We start from the raw sequence: 14,841 nt of genomic DNA, 5'->3' as shown, positions 1-14,841 counted from the left end.
CCGACCCCGAACCCGGAGCAACCGCGGGGTGGGCGGGAGTGGGGTGGTCGAGACCGTGGTTGCTCGCGCTCTGCGCGCGCGAACCCGGAGGAAGCGCGGGGTGGGCGGTGGGTGGGTCGAGACCGTGGTTGCTCGCGGTGCCCGACCCCGAACCCGGAGCAGCCGCGGGGTGGGCGGGAGTGGGGTGGTCGAGACCGTGGTTGCTCGCGGTATGCGCGCCCGGACCCGGAGCAAGCGCGGGGTGGGCGGGAGTGGGGGGCGAGGCCGGGGGGTCGCGGGGGTGGTGGGGTGGGAATTAGGGGTGCGGGGGTGCGGGGGGCGGGGTTAGCGTCGGACGCACACGGGAAGGAGGTGGTCGGAGACATGAAGTTTCTTCGGACGCGTGAGGTGACTGTCCGCTAGTCGCCCGAGTACTCGGACGGATTGCTCGATCCGTTCGCAGAGCTCGGCCGTGGTCCAGGACCACGGCAGGGCGGCGAGCGAATCCACGGCAGTCACCGCAGCCCGTGGGAGCCGCGACCTCGTCCCTCGCGGCAGGGCCCCGACAGGGGCCCGGCCCACGGGCTGTTCCCTGCCCGGAACGGGATGACGGACTGTCGCCCGGGAGCGGGCGTCAGGGCAGGATCAGGGCAGCGTGACCGCGACCTCCTGGTCGGCGAAGCGGCCGTAGGCCTCGAACTCCGCGAGCACCGCGGCGCGCTCGGCAGACGAGAGCGCGCGCAGGGGGTGGACACGCGCCTCGACCACGCCGCGCTCCACCCGCCGCTGCCACCAGGCCGTGAGCTGCTCGTCGACGAGCACCACGTGCAGCGACGCGTAGTCGGTGGGCCGCGCGGCGCCCAGGCCGGCGGGGTCGGCCAGGGACCTCGTCGTCGGGAACGAGCCGAACACCTCGTCGTAGACCTGCAGGACGTCGACGCGCGGCCTGTCCGACGAGGGTGCGGCGAGCTCGTCGTCGGACGGCACCCACCACAGCTCGTGCCCGTCGACCTCCACCCGCTCGACCGCGTCGCCCAGCGCGGCCAGCGCGCGGCGCACCTGGGTGAGCGTGAGCGTCGCCCACCACGCGACGTCCCGGACCGCGGCGGGCCCGTGCCCTGCGAGGAAGCGGCGCACGAGCTCGACGAGCGCCTCGTCGCCCGCGAGGTCGAGGCCCGCGGGTGCGCGTTCGTCGGCCGGCGCGTAGGTGTGCAGCGTGCCGCGGGCCCGCCCGCTGACGACGAGGCCCCCGAGCTCGGCGTGCATCATCGCAAAGCCCACGGTCTCCGGCCCGGCCTCGAACCCCTCCGCGGCGAGCGCCGCACCGACCTCCGTGCGCGTGGGGTGCGCCTTCGCGGACAGACGCTCGACGACGCGCGCGACGAGCACGTCGGTGCGGGCCAGCGTCTCGTCGTCCAGGCCGGTGCGCCGGAACGCCGGCGCGCACGCCCGCAGCACGCGCGGCGAGGTCAGCGCGAGCACCCAGCGCAGGTCCTCCCGCGCGAGCAGGTGCCAGGTGGGCCGCAGCGCGTGCGTGCGCAGGACCTCACCGTCGTCGAGCGCGCGGCGCACGTCCGCGTCGGTCGCGTCCGCCAGACGACGACCGAGCGACCACCGCGCGACGGGCAGCTCCTGACCCTGCACGGCGAGCAGCGCGGAGACCACCTCGGCTGGGTGCTCGAGCCGACGACCGCGCAGGTGCTGGGCCTGCAGGCGGCGGCGGACGACCTCGGCGGCGTGCATGACGCGCACGCTACGGCCCGGGACCCACACACGGCCCGCCCACGATTCCCCTGCCCGTCACAGGCCGCCGGGGTACGGTGGGCCGGCGACAGGCATCCGCCTTTGGCAACGTCGCCCGCCGCTGCGGGCCCCGGAACGAGCAGGTGCTTCATCGCTTCTCCCTCTGCGACCGCGTCCCCGACCACTGCGACCGAGCTGCCCGCCGGCTTCCGCGCGACGGTCCGGCGGGACACCTCTTTTCCCCATCTCACGCACGCGTACACCGAGGTCGCCGCAAAGGTGCGCGACCGCGGGCTGCTGCGCCGCGCGTACGGGTTCTACGGCGGCGTCGGTGCCGTCCTCGCCGCCGGGTTCGCCGGCGCGCTCGCCGGGTTCTTCCTGCTCGGCCACTCGTGGTTCCAGCTCCTGATCGCCGGCGGCCTGGGCGTCCTGCTCACGCAGACCGCGTTCCTCACGCACGAGGCCGCGCACAAGCAGGTGCTCGCGGGCGGCAAGGCCAACGACCGGCTCGCGCGCGTCCTCGCGTGCGGCGTCGTCGGCGTGAGCCTGTCCTGGTGGAACACCAAGCACAACCGCCACCACGCCAACCCGAACAAGGTCGGCAAGGACCCGGACATCGACGTCGACACGATCTCCTTCCTCGAGGAGGACGCGGTCAAGGCGCGCGGCCTGCAGGCGCTCATCACGCGCCGCCAGGGCTGGCTGTTCTTCCCGCTGCTCACGCTCGAGGGCCTGAACCTGCACCGCCTGGGCTTCCAGCACCTGCTGGGGCGCGAGAAGGTCGAGCAGCGGTGGACCGAGCTGGGCCTGATCGTGCTGCGGTTCGCCGCGTTCTGGGTGCCGGTGTTCTGGTTCCTGCCGATCGGCATGGCGTTCGCGTTCGTCGGCGTGCAGGTCGCGGTGTTCGGCGTGTACATGGGTGCGTCGTTCGCGCCCAACCACAAGGGCATGCCGGTGATCGCGCGGGACTTGAAGCTCGACTTCTTCTCCAAGCAGGTCCGCACGTCCCGCAACGTGCGCGGCGGCTGGTGGGCGACGTCGCTCATGGGCGGCCTGAACTACCAGGTGGAGCACCACCTGTTCCCGTCGATGCCGCGCCCGCACCTGGCGAAGGCGCGCCTGCTGGTGCGCGAGCAGTGCCGTGCGCTCGACGTGCCGTACACCGAGACGTCGCTGTTCCGGTCGTACGCGATCGTCGTGCGCTACCTCAACGAGGTGGGCCTCGCGGCACGCGACCCGTTCGAGTGCCACATGGTGTCGCGCTTCCGACGCGTCTGAGCACCCGAGCCCCGGCTCGCGACCAGCCAGGGCATGACGAAGGGGGCCGTACCCAGCCGGGTGCGGCCCCCTTCGCGTGCTCGAGTCAGAGCGGGCGGATGTTCTCCGCCTGCGGGCCCTTGGGGCCCTGCGTGACGTCGAACTCGACCTGCTGGTTCTCCTCGAGGGTACGGAAGCCCTGCGTCGCGATCGCGCTGTAGTGCGCGAACACGTCAGCGGAACCGTCGGACGGGGCGATGAAGCCGTAGCCCTTCTCCGCGTTGAACCACTTCACCGTTCCGGTGGCCATGATGTCTCTTCTCGTTCGAGGGGCGCGGCCGCGGGCGCGACCTCGCTCGCCGCGCCCCGACGGGCACGGACGTGTGTGGGCGCGTGCTCGGCGAGCACGCGGGTGGGGGCGGGTCGCACGGGCGGGCACGAGCAGCACGTCGGCTGCGGCCCAGGTCGCGACGACGCCGAGGGGCCGCGTGAAGCGGTCGCTGACGCGCAGACCGGCGGGAGTCCGCTGGGCGAGGCCCGCGTACTCGTCGGCGATCGTGGCGACCCAGAGGTCCTCGTCGGCCTGGCGCCAGCGTGGCGCGGCGGGCCGGGGACCTGTCTGGGACAGGGGATGAAGACTGGTGAAGATGCTGACTACTCTCGCACCCCGCCGGGGCGGGATGGGTGAATCTCGTGAATCGGTGACGGAGGGTGCCGTCCTGGCTCGCGGTCCTGCTTCGATGCTGAACCGAAGAGCGCAGCGGACGGATGCCCGCGACATGAACGCCCTGGAAGCCTACACGACGGCGCGTGACGTGCACAGGGAGCGATGTACGGCACGTGCGCGACGAACCGTCGCGCCCTCGCCGCAGAGCGTTCACCTGCGGTTCCGCAGCGGGACACGGGCCGCCGCGACAGTGCGTGCGCCCCCCGTCCTGAGGAGGACCTCCATGCTGCCTGCCCACCCCCACCGTGCGCGCCCGGTGCGCACGACCGTCGCGTGCGTGCTCGTCGGCACGCTCGCCGCGACGGCCCTCGTCGTCGCACCCGCGACGGCGACGACCGCACCCGCGACCCCGCTCGCGGCCGCACTCGCGCCCGCGCCCGGCTGGTCGGACGACGGGTGGACGCCGCCGTCGCCCGACGCGACGTTCCACCGCCTCGCGACGTACCCCGTGTACCTGAACCGCCCCGCGGGCGCGCCCGCGAGCGACGTGACCGTCGCGGAGATCTCGGCGGTGTCCGACGACGGCCGCACGTTCGTGCACACCGACGCGCTCGCGCGGCGCATCGGGTTCGTCGACGTCACCGACCCCGCCCGGCCGGTGGGCGCGGGCACGCTCGACCTCGCGGCGGACCTGGGGGTGGGTGCGCACGCGGAGCCGACGAGCGTCGCGGTGGTCGGCGGGTACGTGCTGGTCGTCGTCGACACGTCGCCGTCGTTCACCGCGCCGTCGGGTGCGCTCGTGGTCGTGGACCTCGCGACGCACGACGTCGTGCGCACGCTCGAGCTCGGTGGGCAGCCGGACTCGATCGCGCTGACCCCCGACCGCGCGCACGCCGCGATCGCGATCGAGAACCAGCGCGACGAGGACGCGCGCCCCGCGGGCGGCGCCAAGGGCGACCTGCCGCAGCTGCCCGGCGGCTTCCTGCAGCTGCTCGACCTGCCGGACCGGGACGACCCGGCGACGTGGGCGCTGCGGGCCGTGCCGTTCACGGACGGCACGCAGCCGCTGCCCGCGTTCGTCGCGGCCGGGCTGGACACGCCGCAGGACCCCGAGCCGGAGTACGTCGCGGTCGACCCGTCGGGTGCGACCGTCGCGGTGACGCTCCAGGAGAACAACGGCGTCGTGCTGGTGGACGTCGCGAGCGGCGAGGTCACGCGCGTGTTCTCCGCGGGTTCGCAGGCGCTCACGGGCGTCGACACCGCGAAGGACGGCGTGGTCGACCAGAGCGGCACGCTGCCCGCGCGGCCGCGCGAGCCCGACGCCGTCGCGTGGCTCGACGCGACGCACGTCGCGACCGCGAACGAGGGCGACTGGAAGGGCGGCACGCGCGGCTGGTCCGTCTTCGACGTGACCACGGGTGAGGTCGTGTGGGACGCGGGTGCGTCGCTCGAGCGGCTCGCGGTGCGGGTCGGTCTGCACACCGAGGACCGGGCCGGGAAGAAGGGCGTCGAGATCGAGGGGCTCGCGGTCGCGACGTTCGGCGGGACGCCGTACGCGTTCGTCGGCTCCGAGCGCTCGAACTTCGTCGCGGTGTACGACGTGTCCGACCCGACGCGACCGGTCTTCTCGCAGGTGCTCGCGACGACCAACGGACCCGAGGGCATCCTGCCGGTGCCGTCGCGGGACCTGCTGATCGTCTCGTCCGAGACCGACACCCCCGCCGCGGGCGTGCGCTCGGCGGTCACGGTGCTCGGTCGCGGCGCGCAGCACGCGCCCGCGGCGGGGACGCCCGCGTTCCCGTCCGTCGTGTCCGCGGACGCGTCGGGCGCCCCGATCGGGTGGGGTGCGCTGGGTGCGCTCGCGGCCGACCGGCGCGACGCGCAGCGGCTGTGGACCGCGACCGACGCGGCGTACGCCGACACGCGACTGCTCTCGCTCGACGTCTCGGGCACGCCCGCGGTGATCGACCGGCAGCTGCGCGTGACCGAGCACGGCGAGGGCGTCTCGCTCGACGTCGAGGGCGTCGCGACGCGGCGCGCCGGCGGGTTCTGGCTCGGGGTCGAGGGGGCGACCGGTGCCGGCAACCAGCTCGTGCGGACCAACGCGTACGGCGCGGTCGTCGAGCGCGTCACGCTGCCGGCGGACGTGGCCGCGGGCCTCACCAAGTGGGGGGTCGAGGGCGTCACGACGGTCGACGACGCGTCGGGCGAGCACGTGTGGGTCGCGTTGCAGCGCGGCCTGACGAGCGACCCGGGCGGGCTGGGCGGCACCGCGCGCCTCGGGCGGTACGACGTGGCCGACGGCTCGTGGTCGTGGTTCGGCTACCCGCTGTCGTCGACCGACGTCGCGGGGGACTGGGTCGGTCTCTCCGAGGTCGTCGCGGTCGACGCCGACACGCTCGCCGTCGTCGAGCGGGACAAGCTCAACGGTCCGAGCGCCGCGGTCAAGCGCGTGTACACCGTCGACGTCCCGGCGGACCCGGCACCCGGCGCGGTCGCGCCGCTGACCAAGACGCTGGCGCACGACGTGCTGCCCGACCTGCGGGCGACGGCCGGCTGGACGCAGGAGAAGCTCGAGGGCCTGACGATCGCGGGCGACGGCACGGTGTGGGCGGTGACGGACAACGACGGGCTGGCGGACGCCACCGGCGAGACGGCGCTGCTCGACCTCGGCTCGCGCACGTCGGTGTTCGGCCGCACGGCGTCGACGACGACCGCGCAGCTCGCCGCGACCTCGACGTACGGCACGGCGGCGCGCGTGGCGGTCACCGTGACCGGCGGCGCCACCCCGCCGACCGGCACGGTCCAGGTGCGCGAGGGCTCGAGGGTGCTCGCGTCCGCGACGCTCGACGCGTCGGGCCGCGCGCGGCTCACCCTGCCCGCGACGCTGCGCGCGGGCACGCACCGGCTCACGGTGGCGTACGCGGGGACGGCGGACGTCGCCGCCTCGCAGACCCCCGCGTCGCTGCGCGTCACGCGCGCCGAGGCGCGCGTGCGTCTCGGGGCCGCGTCCTGGCACGCCGCGCGCGGCTCGCGCCCGACGATCGTGGTCGACGTGACGGGCGCCGGCCGGACGCCCAGCGGCAAGGTGAGCGTGGCCGTGGGCGGCCGGACCGTCGCGACGCGCGCGCTGCGGGACGGCCGTCTGGTGCTCGCGCTGCCGCGCGTCTCGCGCACCGCCACCGTGACCGTCCGGTACGCCGGATCCGCCGACCACCTCCCCGCGAGCGCGAGCCGCACCCTCACCGTGCGCTGACCTCGCACCACGCACGTCCCGGCGCCCCGGTGCGCCGGGACGTGCGTGCGCGGCCGCGTCGTGCCTGATCAGGTCTACGATCGAGCAGCCGTGCCGGTGTCGCGAGGATGGGACGAGGAGGTCAGCCGTGCGGGTCACCAGTGCTGACGTCGCCCGCGAGAGCGGGGTCTCGCGCACCACCGTGAGCTACGTGCTCAACGCGAAGCAGGGAGTCGTCATCACCGACGCGACCCGCAAGCGTGTCCTCGACACGGCCGCGCGGCTCGGCTACACGCCGTCGGCCGCCGCGCGGGCGCTGCGCTCGGGGCGCAGCGACCTGGTGCTGTGCGTCCTGCCGGACTGGACGGTCGGGCCGCTGCTGGACTCGCTGATCGACCACGTCACCACGTCGCTGCACGAGCACGGCCTGTCGGTGCTGGTGCACATCAGCCGCGGGTCGCGGCCGCTGACCGACCTGTGGCGCGCGGTGACGCCGTGCGCGGTGCTGGGGCTGCTGCCGTTCGCCGAGCAGGACGCGCGTGCCATGACGCGTGCGGGCATCGTCGTCGTCGACGCGGCGCTCGACGAGGACCCGCACCCCCAGACGTTCTCCGTGCCGCAGGCCGCGATCGGCCAGCTCCAGGTGGAGCACCTCGCGCAGCGGGGGCACCGGGTGCTCGCGTACGCGGCGCCGGCCGACGCGCGGCTGTCCGCGTTCGCGGAGCGCCGCATCTCGGGTGTCCGTGCCGCGTGCGCGCGCCTCGGCCTCCCGGAGCCGCGCGTGACGGAGGTCGAGCTGACGGTCGGCTCGGCGTCCGCGGCGCTCGCGGCGTGGCGGGCCGACGAGCCCGCGACGGGAGTCGCCGCGTACAACGACGAGGTGGCGCTCGCGGTCCTGGCCGCGGCGCACGACCAGGGGTTGCTCGTGCCGCAGGACCTCGCGGTGATCGGGGTCGACGACATCCCGGTCGCCCGCCTGGCGACCCCGCCGCTGACGACCGTGTGGCAGGCCATCGACGCGCAGGCCGAGTACCTGGCCCAGGCGGTGCTCGCGGCGCTCGACCCGGCGCGGCCGCGGCCTACCCGGCCGGACGACGTGTTCCACGTGGTGACGCGCGCGTCGACCTGACGGCACGCGCGTCCGGACGACGACGCCGCGGGGCCCGGCCGGGTGCGATCGGCCGGGCCCCGCTGTGTCACCCGCCGCCGGTCAGCTCCGGCGGTGGGCCGCTCGGTGGGACGCTCACTGGAAGGTGAACCAGTTGACGTTCACGAAGTTCGCCGGCTGGCCGGAGTCGAACGTGACGTAGACGGTGTGCGTGCCGGTGGTCCCGACGATGTTGCCCGGGACCGTGCGCCACTCCTGCCAGCCGCCGGTGCTGCCGATCGCGAAGCTCCCGATCGGCGGTGCGGTCGGCGAGCCGAGCCTCACCTGGACGAGGCCGCTGACCCCGCCGTCCGCGCCGGACGCGACGCGCGCGACGAACTGCGTGCGCGGCGTGCTGCCGAAGTCCACGCCGTCGAACCGCAGCCAGTCGCCGTTGGCGATCCAGCCGACGTTCTGCCCGCCGTCCACGTCGGACGTGGCCTGCGTGTCCACGCCCGAGGCCGCGCTGTACGCCTCGGCCTGGATGCGCGACGTGGCCGGGACGCCCGTGCCGGTGGTCGGCGTGGGGCTCGGGGTCGGCGTCGGGCTCGTCGTCGGCGTGGGGCTCGACGTGGGCGTGGGTGTCGGCGTGACCGTCGGCGTCGGCGTGGGCGTGGGCGTGGGGTTCGTCGTCGCCCCGTCGCTCGTCGTCGCGGCCACCGAGCGGGCCGGGACGGTGAGCGTCGTGCCGTCGGAGAACCGGACGGTGGTCGCCGAGCCGCTCATGTTCGCGGCCTGGTAGGTGCGCACCCCGTTCTTGAGGAACACCGCGTGCAGCGGCGTGCTCGCGGTGACCGACCGGTCGACCGTGCCGACGCCCGCGAGGTTCTTCAGCCAGTAGAACGTGTGCGCCCGGGACTCGCCCTCCTCGACGGCGTACGACGAGGCCTGCGACCGGAACTGGGCCAGGGCCTTCGGGGCGTCGGCGAGCGCCTGGAACTCCCAGATGATGTCCTGCCAGACCGTCGCGGGTCCGCCGTTGTTGCGTTCGAGCTCGGCGATGTTCCGCGTGATGTAGGCCGGGTTGTAGCCCAGGTACAGGTGGCCCGCGGTGGAGGGCAGCAGGTTGATGCCCTGGATCATCTCGGGCTCGGCGGAGAACCACGTGGCGTAGGCGCCGCCGTCGCCCCAGACCATGCCGACCGTCGAGTGGCCGAACGCGGCGGGGAACGCCTCGTCGTCGTCGTCGAACCAGTAGTTCTGGATAGCGGACGCCTGGGTCGTGTAGAGGTAGATGCCCAGGTCACGCACGGTGGTGTTGCCCGTGGCCTGGCCCCACTGGATGAGCCCGGACGCGAAGTTCATGCCCTCCGACGACGACTCCTGGTTGTTGCCGGCGCCGAACGCGCCGTGCCCGGACGCCCAGTCGTGCCCGGCGTAGATGTCGAAGTCGCGCAGGAACGGGAAGCGCGTGTCGGTGCGGTCCCAGTTCGCCGCGTCCTTGATGACGGTGTTGACCATCGACCCGTACGCCGAGCTCGCGGCCCACGCGGGGTCGAACTGCGCGACGGTCGCCGCGCCCACCACGTAGTAGCCGTAGTGGAAGTGGTGGTCGTTGAGGTCGGTGTCCGAGCCGTAGGAGGCGGGGTAGCCGATCAGCGTGCCCCACGCCTGGTTGTACGCGAACAGGCGCTGCGTCTCGCCGGGCGACGCGGTCATCCAGTCGGTGAGGCGCGCCTTGACCTTGCTCAGCAGCGTGTCCCGCGCCGCGGTGTTGCCGGTGAGGTTGGCGATCTGGATGACCTGCGTGGCGCGGCCGATGGCCTTGCCCGTCCAGTACGTGTCCTCACCGAAGCCCGCGAACGGGTCGGTCGCGGCGACGTCGTTGACGTACCCGGCCAGCTGGGAGGCGTCCGCGCCCGACGAGAAGCCCGTGTTGGCGAGCTGCGGGAGCACGCCGTTGAACGTGGTGACCGTGCGGAACTGCGACGCCCCGATCACGACGCGCATCGGGCCGCGCGGCGAGACGTAGGAGTAGCTGCTCGGCGTGACGCCCGTGAGGTGGTCGCGCTGGTGCGGGTAGAGCGCGAAGACCGTGCCGGTGCCGGAGCCCTGCTTGGCCTGCGTGGTGAACGCGTACGTCGCGGTCATCTTCGCCGACGCCTCGTCGTACGACCAGGAGACCTTGGTGCCCGTGACGTGGTTGTGCGCGTACGGCGCGTACGCGGCGAGGGCGGCGGCCCGGCCGGACGCGCTGCCCGTGGCCGGCAGCACCGCCACGGAGAAGAAGTCACGGTTGTAGAGGGACGAGCGGATCGTGGTGCCCGAGACCGTCCACGTGGCGCCCGTGGGGGCGTACGCGGCGTAGTCGTGGCCGTTGACCGTGAACCCGATCGCTCCGCCGCTGTTGCTCCACACCGTGGGCGTGCCCTGCGTCGTCAGGGTCGCGTCGCCCGCACCGGTCTTGGTCGCGTAGACGAACGGCAGGCCGTGCCCGAACGTCGTGCGCAGGCTGCTCGAGCCGTTGCTCCACAGCTCGCTCACGGTCCAGTCGGAGTAGCCGTCGACCTTGCCGTCGGCGGTCAGGCCCGCGAGGCCGATCCGCACGTCCTCCGCGTAGGAGTAGTGGTACTCGGAGACGCCCGTGGCGGTGCCGGAGATGGACGGGGTCGTCGGGTAGCTCACGCCCAGGCCGTCGGTGTACGCCTGGAAGACGGCCGGGTGGGCCGCGAGCGCCGCGGAGACCGCGGAGCAGTCGAACTTGCGCCACAGCAGCGAGGTCCACCAGTCGTTCGTCGGGATCGCACCCGACGGGAAGCTCGACGTGACGTGCGCGCGCGGGTTGGTGATCGGGCGGTCGTTGCACTCGGTGGGCACGGCGGCACCGGCGGGGGCGGAGTCGGCGTAGCTGCCCGAGCCGACGGTCGCGGCCTGCGCGCGGTCGGGGCTGAGGGCGACGGCCTGGAGCAGCGACACGACGAGCGCGGCGGCTGCGACGAGCGCGACGACCGTGCGGCGGGCCGGCAGGGGTCGCGGGTCGGGCGCGGGGCGCGGTACCCCGGTCCGTGACGGGTGGGCGAGGGGAGGCATCCGGTCATCTCCGTTCTCGGCTGCCACGCCGGGGAGCGTCGGGCAGCGCGGGTCACCGGCGTCCGTGACGGGGCGCCGGACCGGGCAGAGCCAGGGCGCCGTCGCCCGAGAGCTGCCCGCACAAGGAAGCGGCGGTGAGGGTGGGTCACCGTGGTACGGCACCGGCGGGTGGCGGCTCCACGTCGAGGCGCCCGAGGCTTCGGTATGTCCGTTGACTCGTGTCACCGGTGCTATGTCCAGGGTGCGGGTGGGTGAACCCAAAGTCAAGCGGAGGTGAACACGCAGGCCAGCGGGCCACCCCGCTGGGGGAGGATGAGGCGTGACCTACCGCGTGATGACCGTCTGCACGGGCAACATCTGCCGCTCCCCGATGGCCGAGATCGTCCTGCGGGACCGGTTCGAGGCGGCCGGGCTGGGGGACCTCGTCGTCGTCGACTCCTCCGGGGTGTCCGACGAGGAGCACGGCAACCCCGTCGACCGCCGCGCCCGCTCCGTGCTCGCCGCGCACGGCTACCCGACCGGAGACGGCCACCGCGCGCACCGTGTCACCGCGACCGAGCTGACCTCCCGCGACCTGCTCCTGCCCGCCACCGCGCAGCACGCCCGCGCGCTGCGGCGGCTCGCACCCGCCGAGGTGGCCGACCGCATCGTCATGCTCCGCCGGTTCGACCCCGCCGCGCCCGTCGTCGGACCCGGCGAGCCCGAGCACGTGCTCGACATCGACGACCCCTGGTACGGCGGCATGCAGGACTTCGAGGACTGCCTCGCCCAGATCGAGGCCGCCGCCGACGGCGTCGTCGCCCACGTCCGCGCCGCGCTCTCCACCGCCACCCCCTGACCCGGGCCGCGCGCCGGGCCTGCGGGCGGGCAGGATGAGGGCGTGAAGGTTGCAGCCCGGGCCCACGTCCCCCCGTTCGCGGTCATGGAGATCATCGCGGCGGCCAACGCGCGGCGCGCCGCGGGCGAGCACGTGCTCAACCTGTGCGCGGGCGAACCGGCCACCGGCGCGTCCGACGTGGTGCGGCGGCGTGCCGTGGAGCTGCTGACCACCGGCGACCTGGGCTACACCGAGGCGTTGGGCGCCCCCGGGCTGCGCGCCGCGATCGCCGCGCACTACGCCCGCTGGTACGGCGTGGAGCTCGACCCGGCGCGCATCGCCGTGACCACCGGCTCGTCGGGCGGGTTCATGCTCACGTTCCTCGCCGCGTTCGACGTGGGCGACCGCGTCGCGCTCGCACGGCCCGGCTACCCCGCGTACACCAACATCCTCGCGGCGCTCGGGTGCGAGGTCGTCGAGCTCGCCGCCGGCCCGGCCACCCGGTTCCAGCCGACGGTCGCGATGCTCGAGGAGGCGCACGCGCAGCGTCCGCTCGACGGGCTCGTCGTCGCGTCACCCGCCAACCCGACGGGGACGATGATCGACGCCGCCGAGCTCGAGGCCCTGGCCGGATGGTGCGGCGCGCACGGCGTGCGGCTCGTGAGCGACGAGATCTACCACGGCATCACGTACACCGACGCGGAGGTCGCGACCGCCGCGCGCTACCTGGACGCGGGCGCGGTCGTCGTCAACTCGTTCTCCAAGTACTGGGCGATGACGGGCTGGCGGCTCGGCTGGCTCGTCCTGCCCGACGACCTGGTCTCGCCCGTGGACGCGCTCGCCGGGAACGTCGCGCTGTGCCCGCCCGCGCTCGCGCAGCACGCGGGCGTCGCCGCGTTCTCGCCCGAGGGCATGGCCGCCGCACGCGAGAACGTCGAGCGGTACGCGGGCTCGCGCGCGCTCCTGCTCGAGCGGCTGCCCGAGGTCGGCTGGACGCACGTGGCGCCCGCGGACGGCGCGTTCTATCTGTACGGCGACGTGTCCGCCGCGGGCCTCGACTCCGTGACGTGGTGCGCGCGGCTGCTCGACGAGGCCGGCGTCGCGCTCACGCCCGGCACGGACTTCGACCCCGTCGACGGGTCGCGGTACGTGCGGCTGTCGTTCGCGTCGTCGCCCGACGTGGTGCGCGAGGCGGTCGACCGCATCGTGGCCTGGCAGCGCACGCTCTGAGCCCGGCCGACGACGGGTCCGGACGATCCGGGCACCAGCGCGGCCGTCCGCTCGTTGGGGTGAGGTCAGGCCCCCGAACCCTCAGGAGCGCGCCATGAAGTGCCCCGTCGACCAAGCCGAGCTCGTGATGTCCGAGCGGCAGGGCGTCGAGATCGACTACTGCCCGACGTGCCGCGGGATCTGGCTGGACCGCGGTGAGCTCGACAAGATCCTCGACCGCGCCGCGGCGCTCCCCGCGCCGGGTGCGGCGGCACCGGCCACCCCGCCCGGCGCACCGGTGTACGGCACGCCGCCGCAGGACGCCCGCGCGCCCAGGTACGACCAGCCCAGGTACGACCAGCCCAGGTACGACGAGCCCAGGTACGACGAGTCCCGCGACGACCGGTCCCGCTACGGCTCGTCGTACGACCCGCGCTACGGCGACCCCCGCTACCGGCGCAAGAAGAAGCGCGACTCCTGGCTGGGTGACCTGCTCGACTTCGACTGACCGGGCCCGTCGGGTGCGGGACGTCGCGCCGCGCGCGATTTTCCCCACCCGATCGGCTGGGCGTCGGGCGGGTGCCGCGACGTAGGTTGGGCGCGTGCGCATTCCCGCGGTCGTGGAGCCTGTCGTCGAGCTCGACGACGAGCAGCGGGTGCGCAGCGCCCGGCACCTGCTGCTGCCGGGCATCGGCCTGACCGGCCAGCGCCGGCTGCGGTCCGCGCGCGTGTGCGTGCTGGGCGCGGGCGGGCTGGGCGCCCCCGTGCTGCAGTACCTCGCGGCCGCGGGCGTGGGCACGATCGGCGTCGTCGACGACGACGAGGTCGACCTCAGCAACCTGCAGCGGCAGGTGGTCCACGGCTCGTCGGACGTCGGGCGGCGCAAGGTCGACTCGGCGGCCGACGCGGTCGCGGCGATCGACCCGGGCGTCGTCGTCGTCCGGCACGACGTGCGGCTCACCCGCGAGAACGCCGCCGACGTGCTCGCGGGCTACGACGTGCTGGTCGACGGGACCGACAACTTCCCGACCCGCTACCTGGTGTCCGACACCGCCGCGGCCCTCGGCGTGCCCGTGGTGTGGGGCTCGGTGCTGCGGTTCGACGCCCAGGTGAGCGTGTTCTGGTCCGCGCCGCCGAGCGGTGCGGGCGTCACGCTGCGTGACCTGTTCCCGCGCGAGCCGCGGCCCGACGAGGTGCCCTCGTGCGCCGAGGCGGGCGTGCTCGGTGCGCTGTGCGGGCAGGTGGGGTCGCTCATGGCGACCGAGGTCGTCAAGCTCGTGTGCGGCGTGGGGGAGCCGCTGCTGGGGCGCGTGCTCGTGGTGGACGCGCTGCGCGCGCGGTGGTCGCAGGTCCCGGTGGTCCCGCGTGCCGACGTGCCGGCCGACGACGTGCCGGCCGACGACGTGCCGGCCGACGACGTGCCGCCCGACGACGTGCCGGCCGTCAGCGTCGACGCCCTGGCGGAGCGGCTCGACGACCCGGCCGACCCGGTCGTCGTCGTCGACGTGCGCGAGGCGTACGAGGTCGAGGCCACGCCGTTCCCGGGGGCGGTGCACGTGCCGCTCGCACGCGTGCTCGACGGGTCCGCGCTGCGCGCGTGGGAGCACGGCCGCGACGTGGTCGTCGTGTGCCACGCCGGCGCGCGCTCGCACGCCGCGGCGCAGGTGCTGCGCGCGGCGGGCGTGCAGGCCGCGAACCTCACCGGTGGCGTCGTCGCCTGGCGGGCACGCACACCGTCCTGACCTGCGCGGTGGCAG

Annotated in this window: 10 protein-coding genes; 7 read left to right on the top strand and 3 right to left on the bottom strand. The window is 74.4% G+C overall.

The window, feature by feature from the left end; translation table 11 throughout:
• Positions 1–624 precede the first annotated feature (624 nt).
• A complete protein-coding gene (locus CUD01_RS06730) occupies positions 625–1,722 on the bottom strand; it encodes a winged helix DNA-binding domain-containing protein (RefSeq protein WP_141319723.1) in 1,098 nt (365 codons plus the stop codon).
• A 150-nt stretch (positions 1,723–1,872) separates the two neighbouring features.
• On the opposite strand from CUD01_RS06730, the gene CUD01_RS06725 reads away from it, so the two are divergent.
• Positions 1,873–3,000 (top strand): fatty acid desaturase family protein, encoded by a 1,128-nt coding sequence (locus tag CUD01_RS06725; RefSeq protein WP_174773834.1) that lies wholly within the window; start codon positions 1,873–1,875, stop codon positions 2,998–3,000.
• A gap of 85 nt (positions 3,001–3,085) precedes the next feature.
• On the opposite strand, the gene CUD01_RS06720 is transcribed toward CUD01_RS06725, so the two are convergent.
• A complete protein-coding gene (locus tag CUD01_RS06720) occupies positions 3,086–3,289 on the bottom strand; it encodes a cold-shock protein (protein WP_094181560.1) in 204 nt (67 codons plus the stop codon).
• Positions 3,290–3,929: 640 nt separating this feature from the next.
• On the opposite strand from CUD01_RS06720, the gene CUD01_RS06715 reads away from it, so the two are divergent.
• Entirely contained in the window at positions 3,930–6,902 is a 2,973-nt protein-coding gene (locus tag CUD01_RS06715) for an esterase-like activity of phytase family protein (RefSeq protein ID WP_141319719.1), read from the top strand.
• Between the two features lie 127 nt (positions 6,903–7,029).
• Complete coding sequence (locus CUD01_RS06710) at positions 7,030–8,010, top strand: LacI family DNA-binding transcriptional regulator (RefSeq protein ID WP_141319717.1); 981 nt, start codon at positions 7,030–7,032, stop codon at positions 8,008–8,010.
• A gap of 114 nt (positions 8,011–8,124) precedes the next feature.
• On the opposite strand, the gene CUD01_RS06705 is transcribed toward CUD01_RS06710, so the two are convergent.
• Positions 8,125–11,058, bottom strand: coding sequence for a glycosyl hydrolase (locus tag CUD01_RS06705; RefSeq protein ID WP_141319715.1), 2,934 nt, complete (start codon positions 11,056–11,058; stop codon positions 8,125–8,127).
• A 319-nt stretch (positions 11,059–11,377) separates the two neighbouring features.
• Between CUD01_RS06705 and CUD01_RS06700 the strand changes: the two genes are divergently transcribed.
• The 4 genes from CUD01_RS06700 (at position 11,378) to CUD01_RS06685 (ending at position 14,826) form a co-directional block, all read left to right on the top strand.
• The gene (locus CUD01_RS06700) at positions 11,378–11,896 is read left to right on the top strand and encodes a low molecular weight protein-tyrosine-phosphatase (protein WP_280525808.1); all 519 of its coding nucleotides are present in this window, start codon (positions 11,378–11,380) and stop codon (positions 11,894–11,896) included.
• Between the two features lie 42 nt (positions 11,897–11,938).
• The gene (locus CUD01_RS06695; RefSeq protein WP_141319713.1) at positions 11,939–13,105 is read left to right on the top strand and encodes a pyridoxal phosphate-dependent aminotransferase; all 1,167 of its coding nucleotides are present in this window, start codon (positions 11,939–11,941) and stop codon (positions 13,103–13,105) included.
• A 94-nt stretch (positions 13,106–13,199) separates the two neighbouring features.
• Positions 13,200–13,592 carry a TFIIB-type zinc ribbon-containing protein gene (locus tag CUD01_RS06690; protein WP_141319711.1) on the top strand — a complete coding sequence of 131 codons (393 nt, stop codon included), beginning with the start codon at positions 13,200–13,202 and terminating at the stop codon, positions 13,590–13,592.
• A gap of 94 nt (positions 13,593–13,686) precedes the next feature.
• Entirely contained in the window at positions 13,687–14,826 is a 1,140-nt protein-coding gene (locus tag CUD01_RS06685; protein WP_141319709.1) for a ThiF family adenylyltransferase, read from the top strand.
• Positions 14,827–14,841: the final 15 nt, after the last annotated feature.

Source organism: Cellulomonas uda (assembly GCF_006538705.1).
GTDB classification, from domain to species: domain Bacteria; phylum Actinomycetota; class Actinomycetes; order Actinomycetales; family Cellulomonadaceae; genus Cellulomonas; species Cellulomonas uda.
This window is presented reverse-complemented; position numbering and strand designations above follow the sequence as displayed.

Coding starts and splice junctions, on each gene's coding strand:
- CUD01_RS06730 (WP_141319723.1), bottom strand. CDS start 1,722: ATGCACGCCGCCGAGGTCGTCCGCCGCCGCCTGCAGGCCCAGCACCTG.
- CUD01_RS06720 (WP_094181560.1), bottom strand. CDS start 3,289: ATGGCCACCGGAACGGTGAAGTGGTTCAACGCGGAGAAGGGCTACGGC.
- CUD01_RS06715 (WP_141319719.1), top strand. CDS start 3,930: ATGCTGCCTGCCCACCCCCACCGTGCGCGCCCGGTGCGCACGACCGTC.
- CUD01_RS06705 (WP_141319715.1), bottom strand. CDS start 11,058: ATGCCTCCCCTCGCCCACCCGTCACGGACCGGGGTACCGCGCCCCGCG.
- CUD01_RS06690 (WP_141319711.1), top strand. CDS start 13,200: ATGAAGTGCCCCGTCGACCAAGCCGAGCTCGTGATGTCCGAGCGGCAG.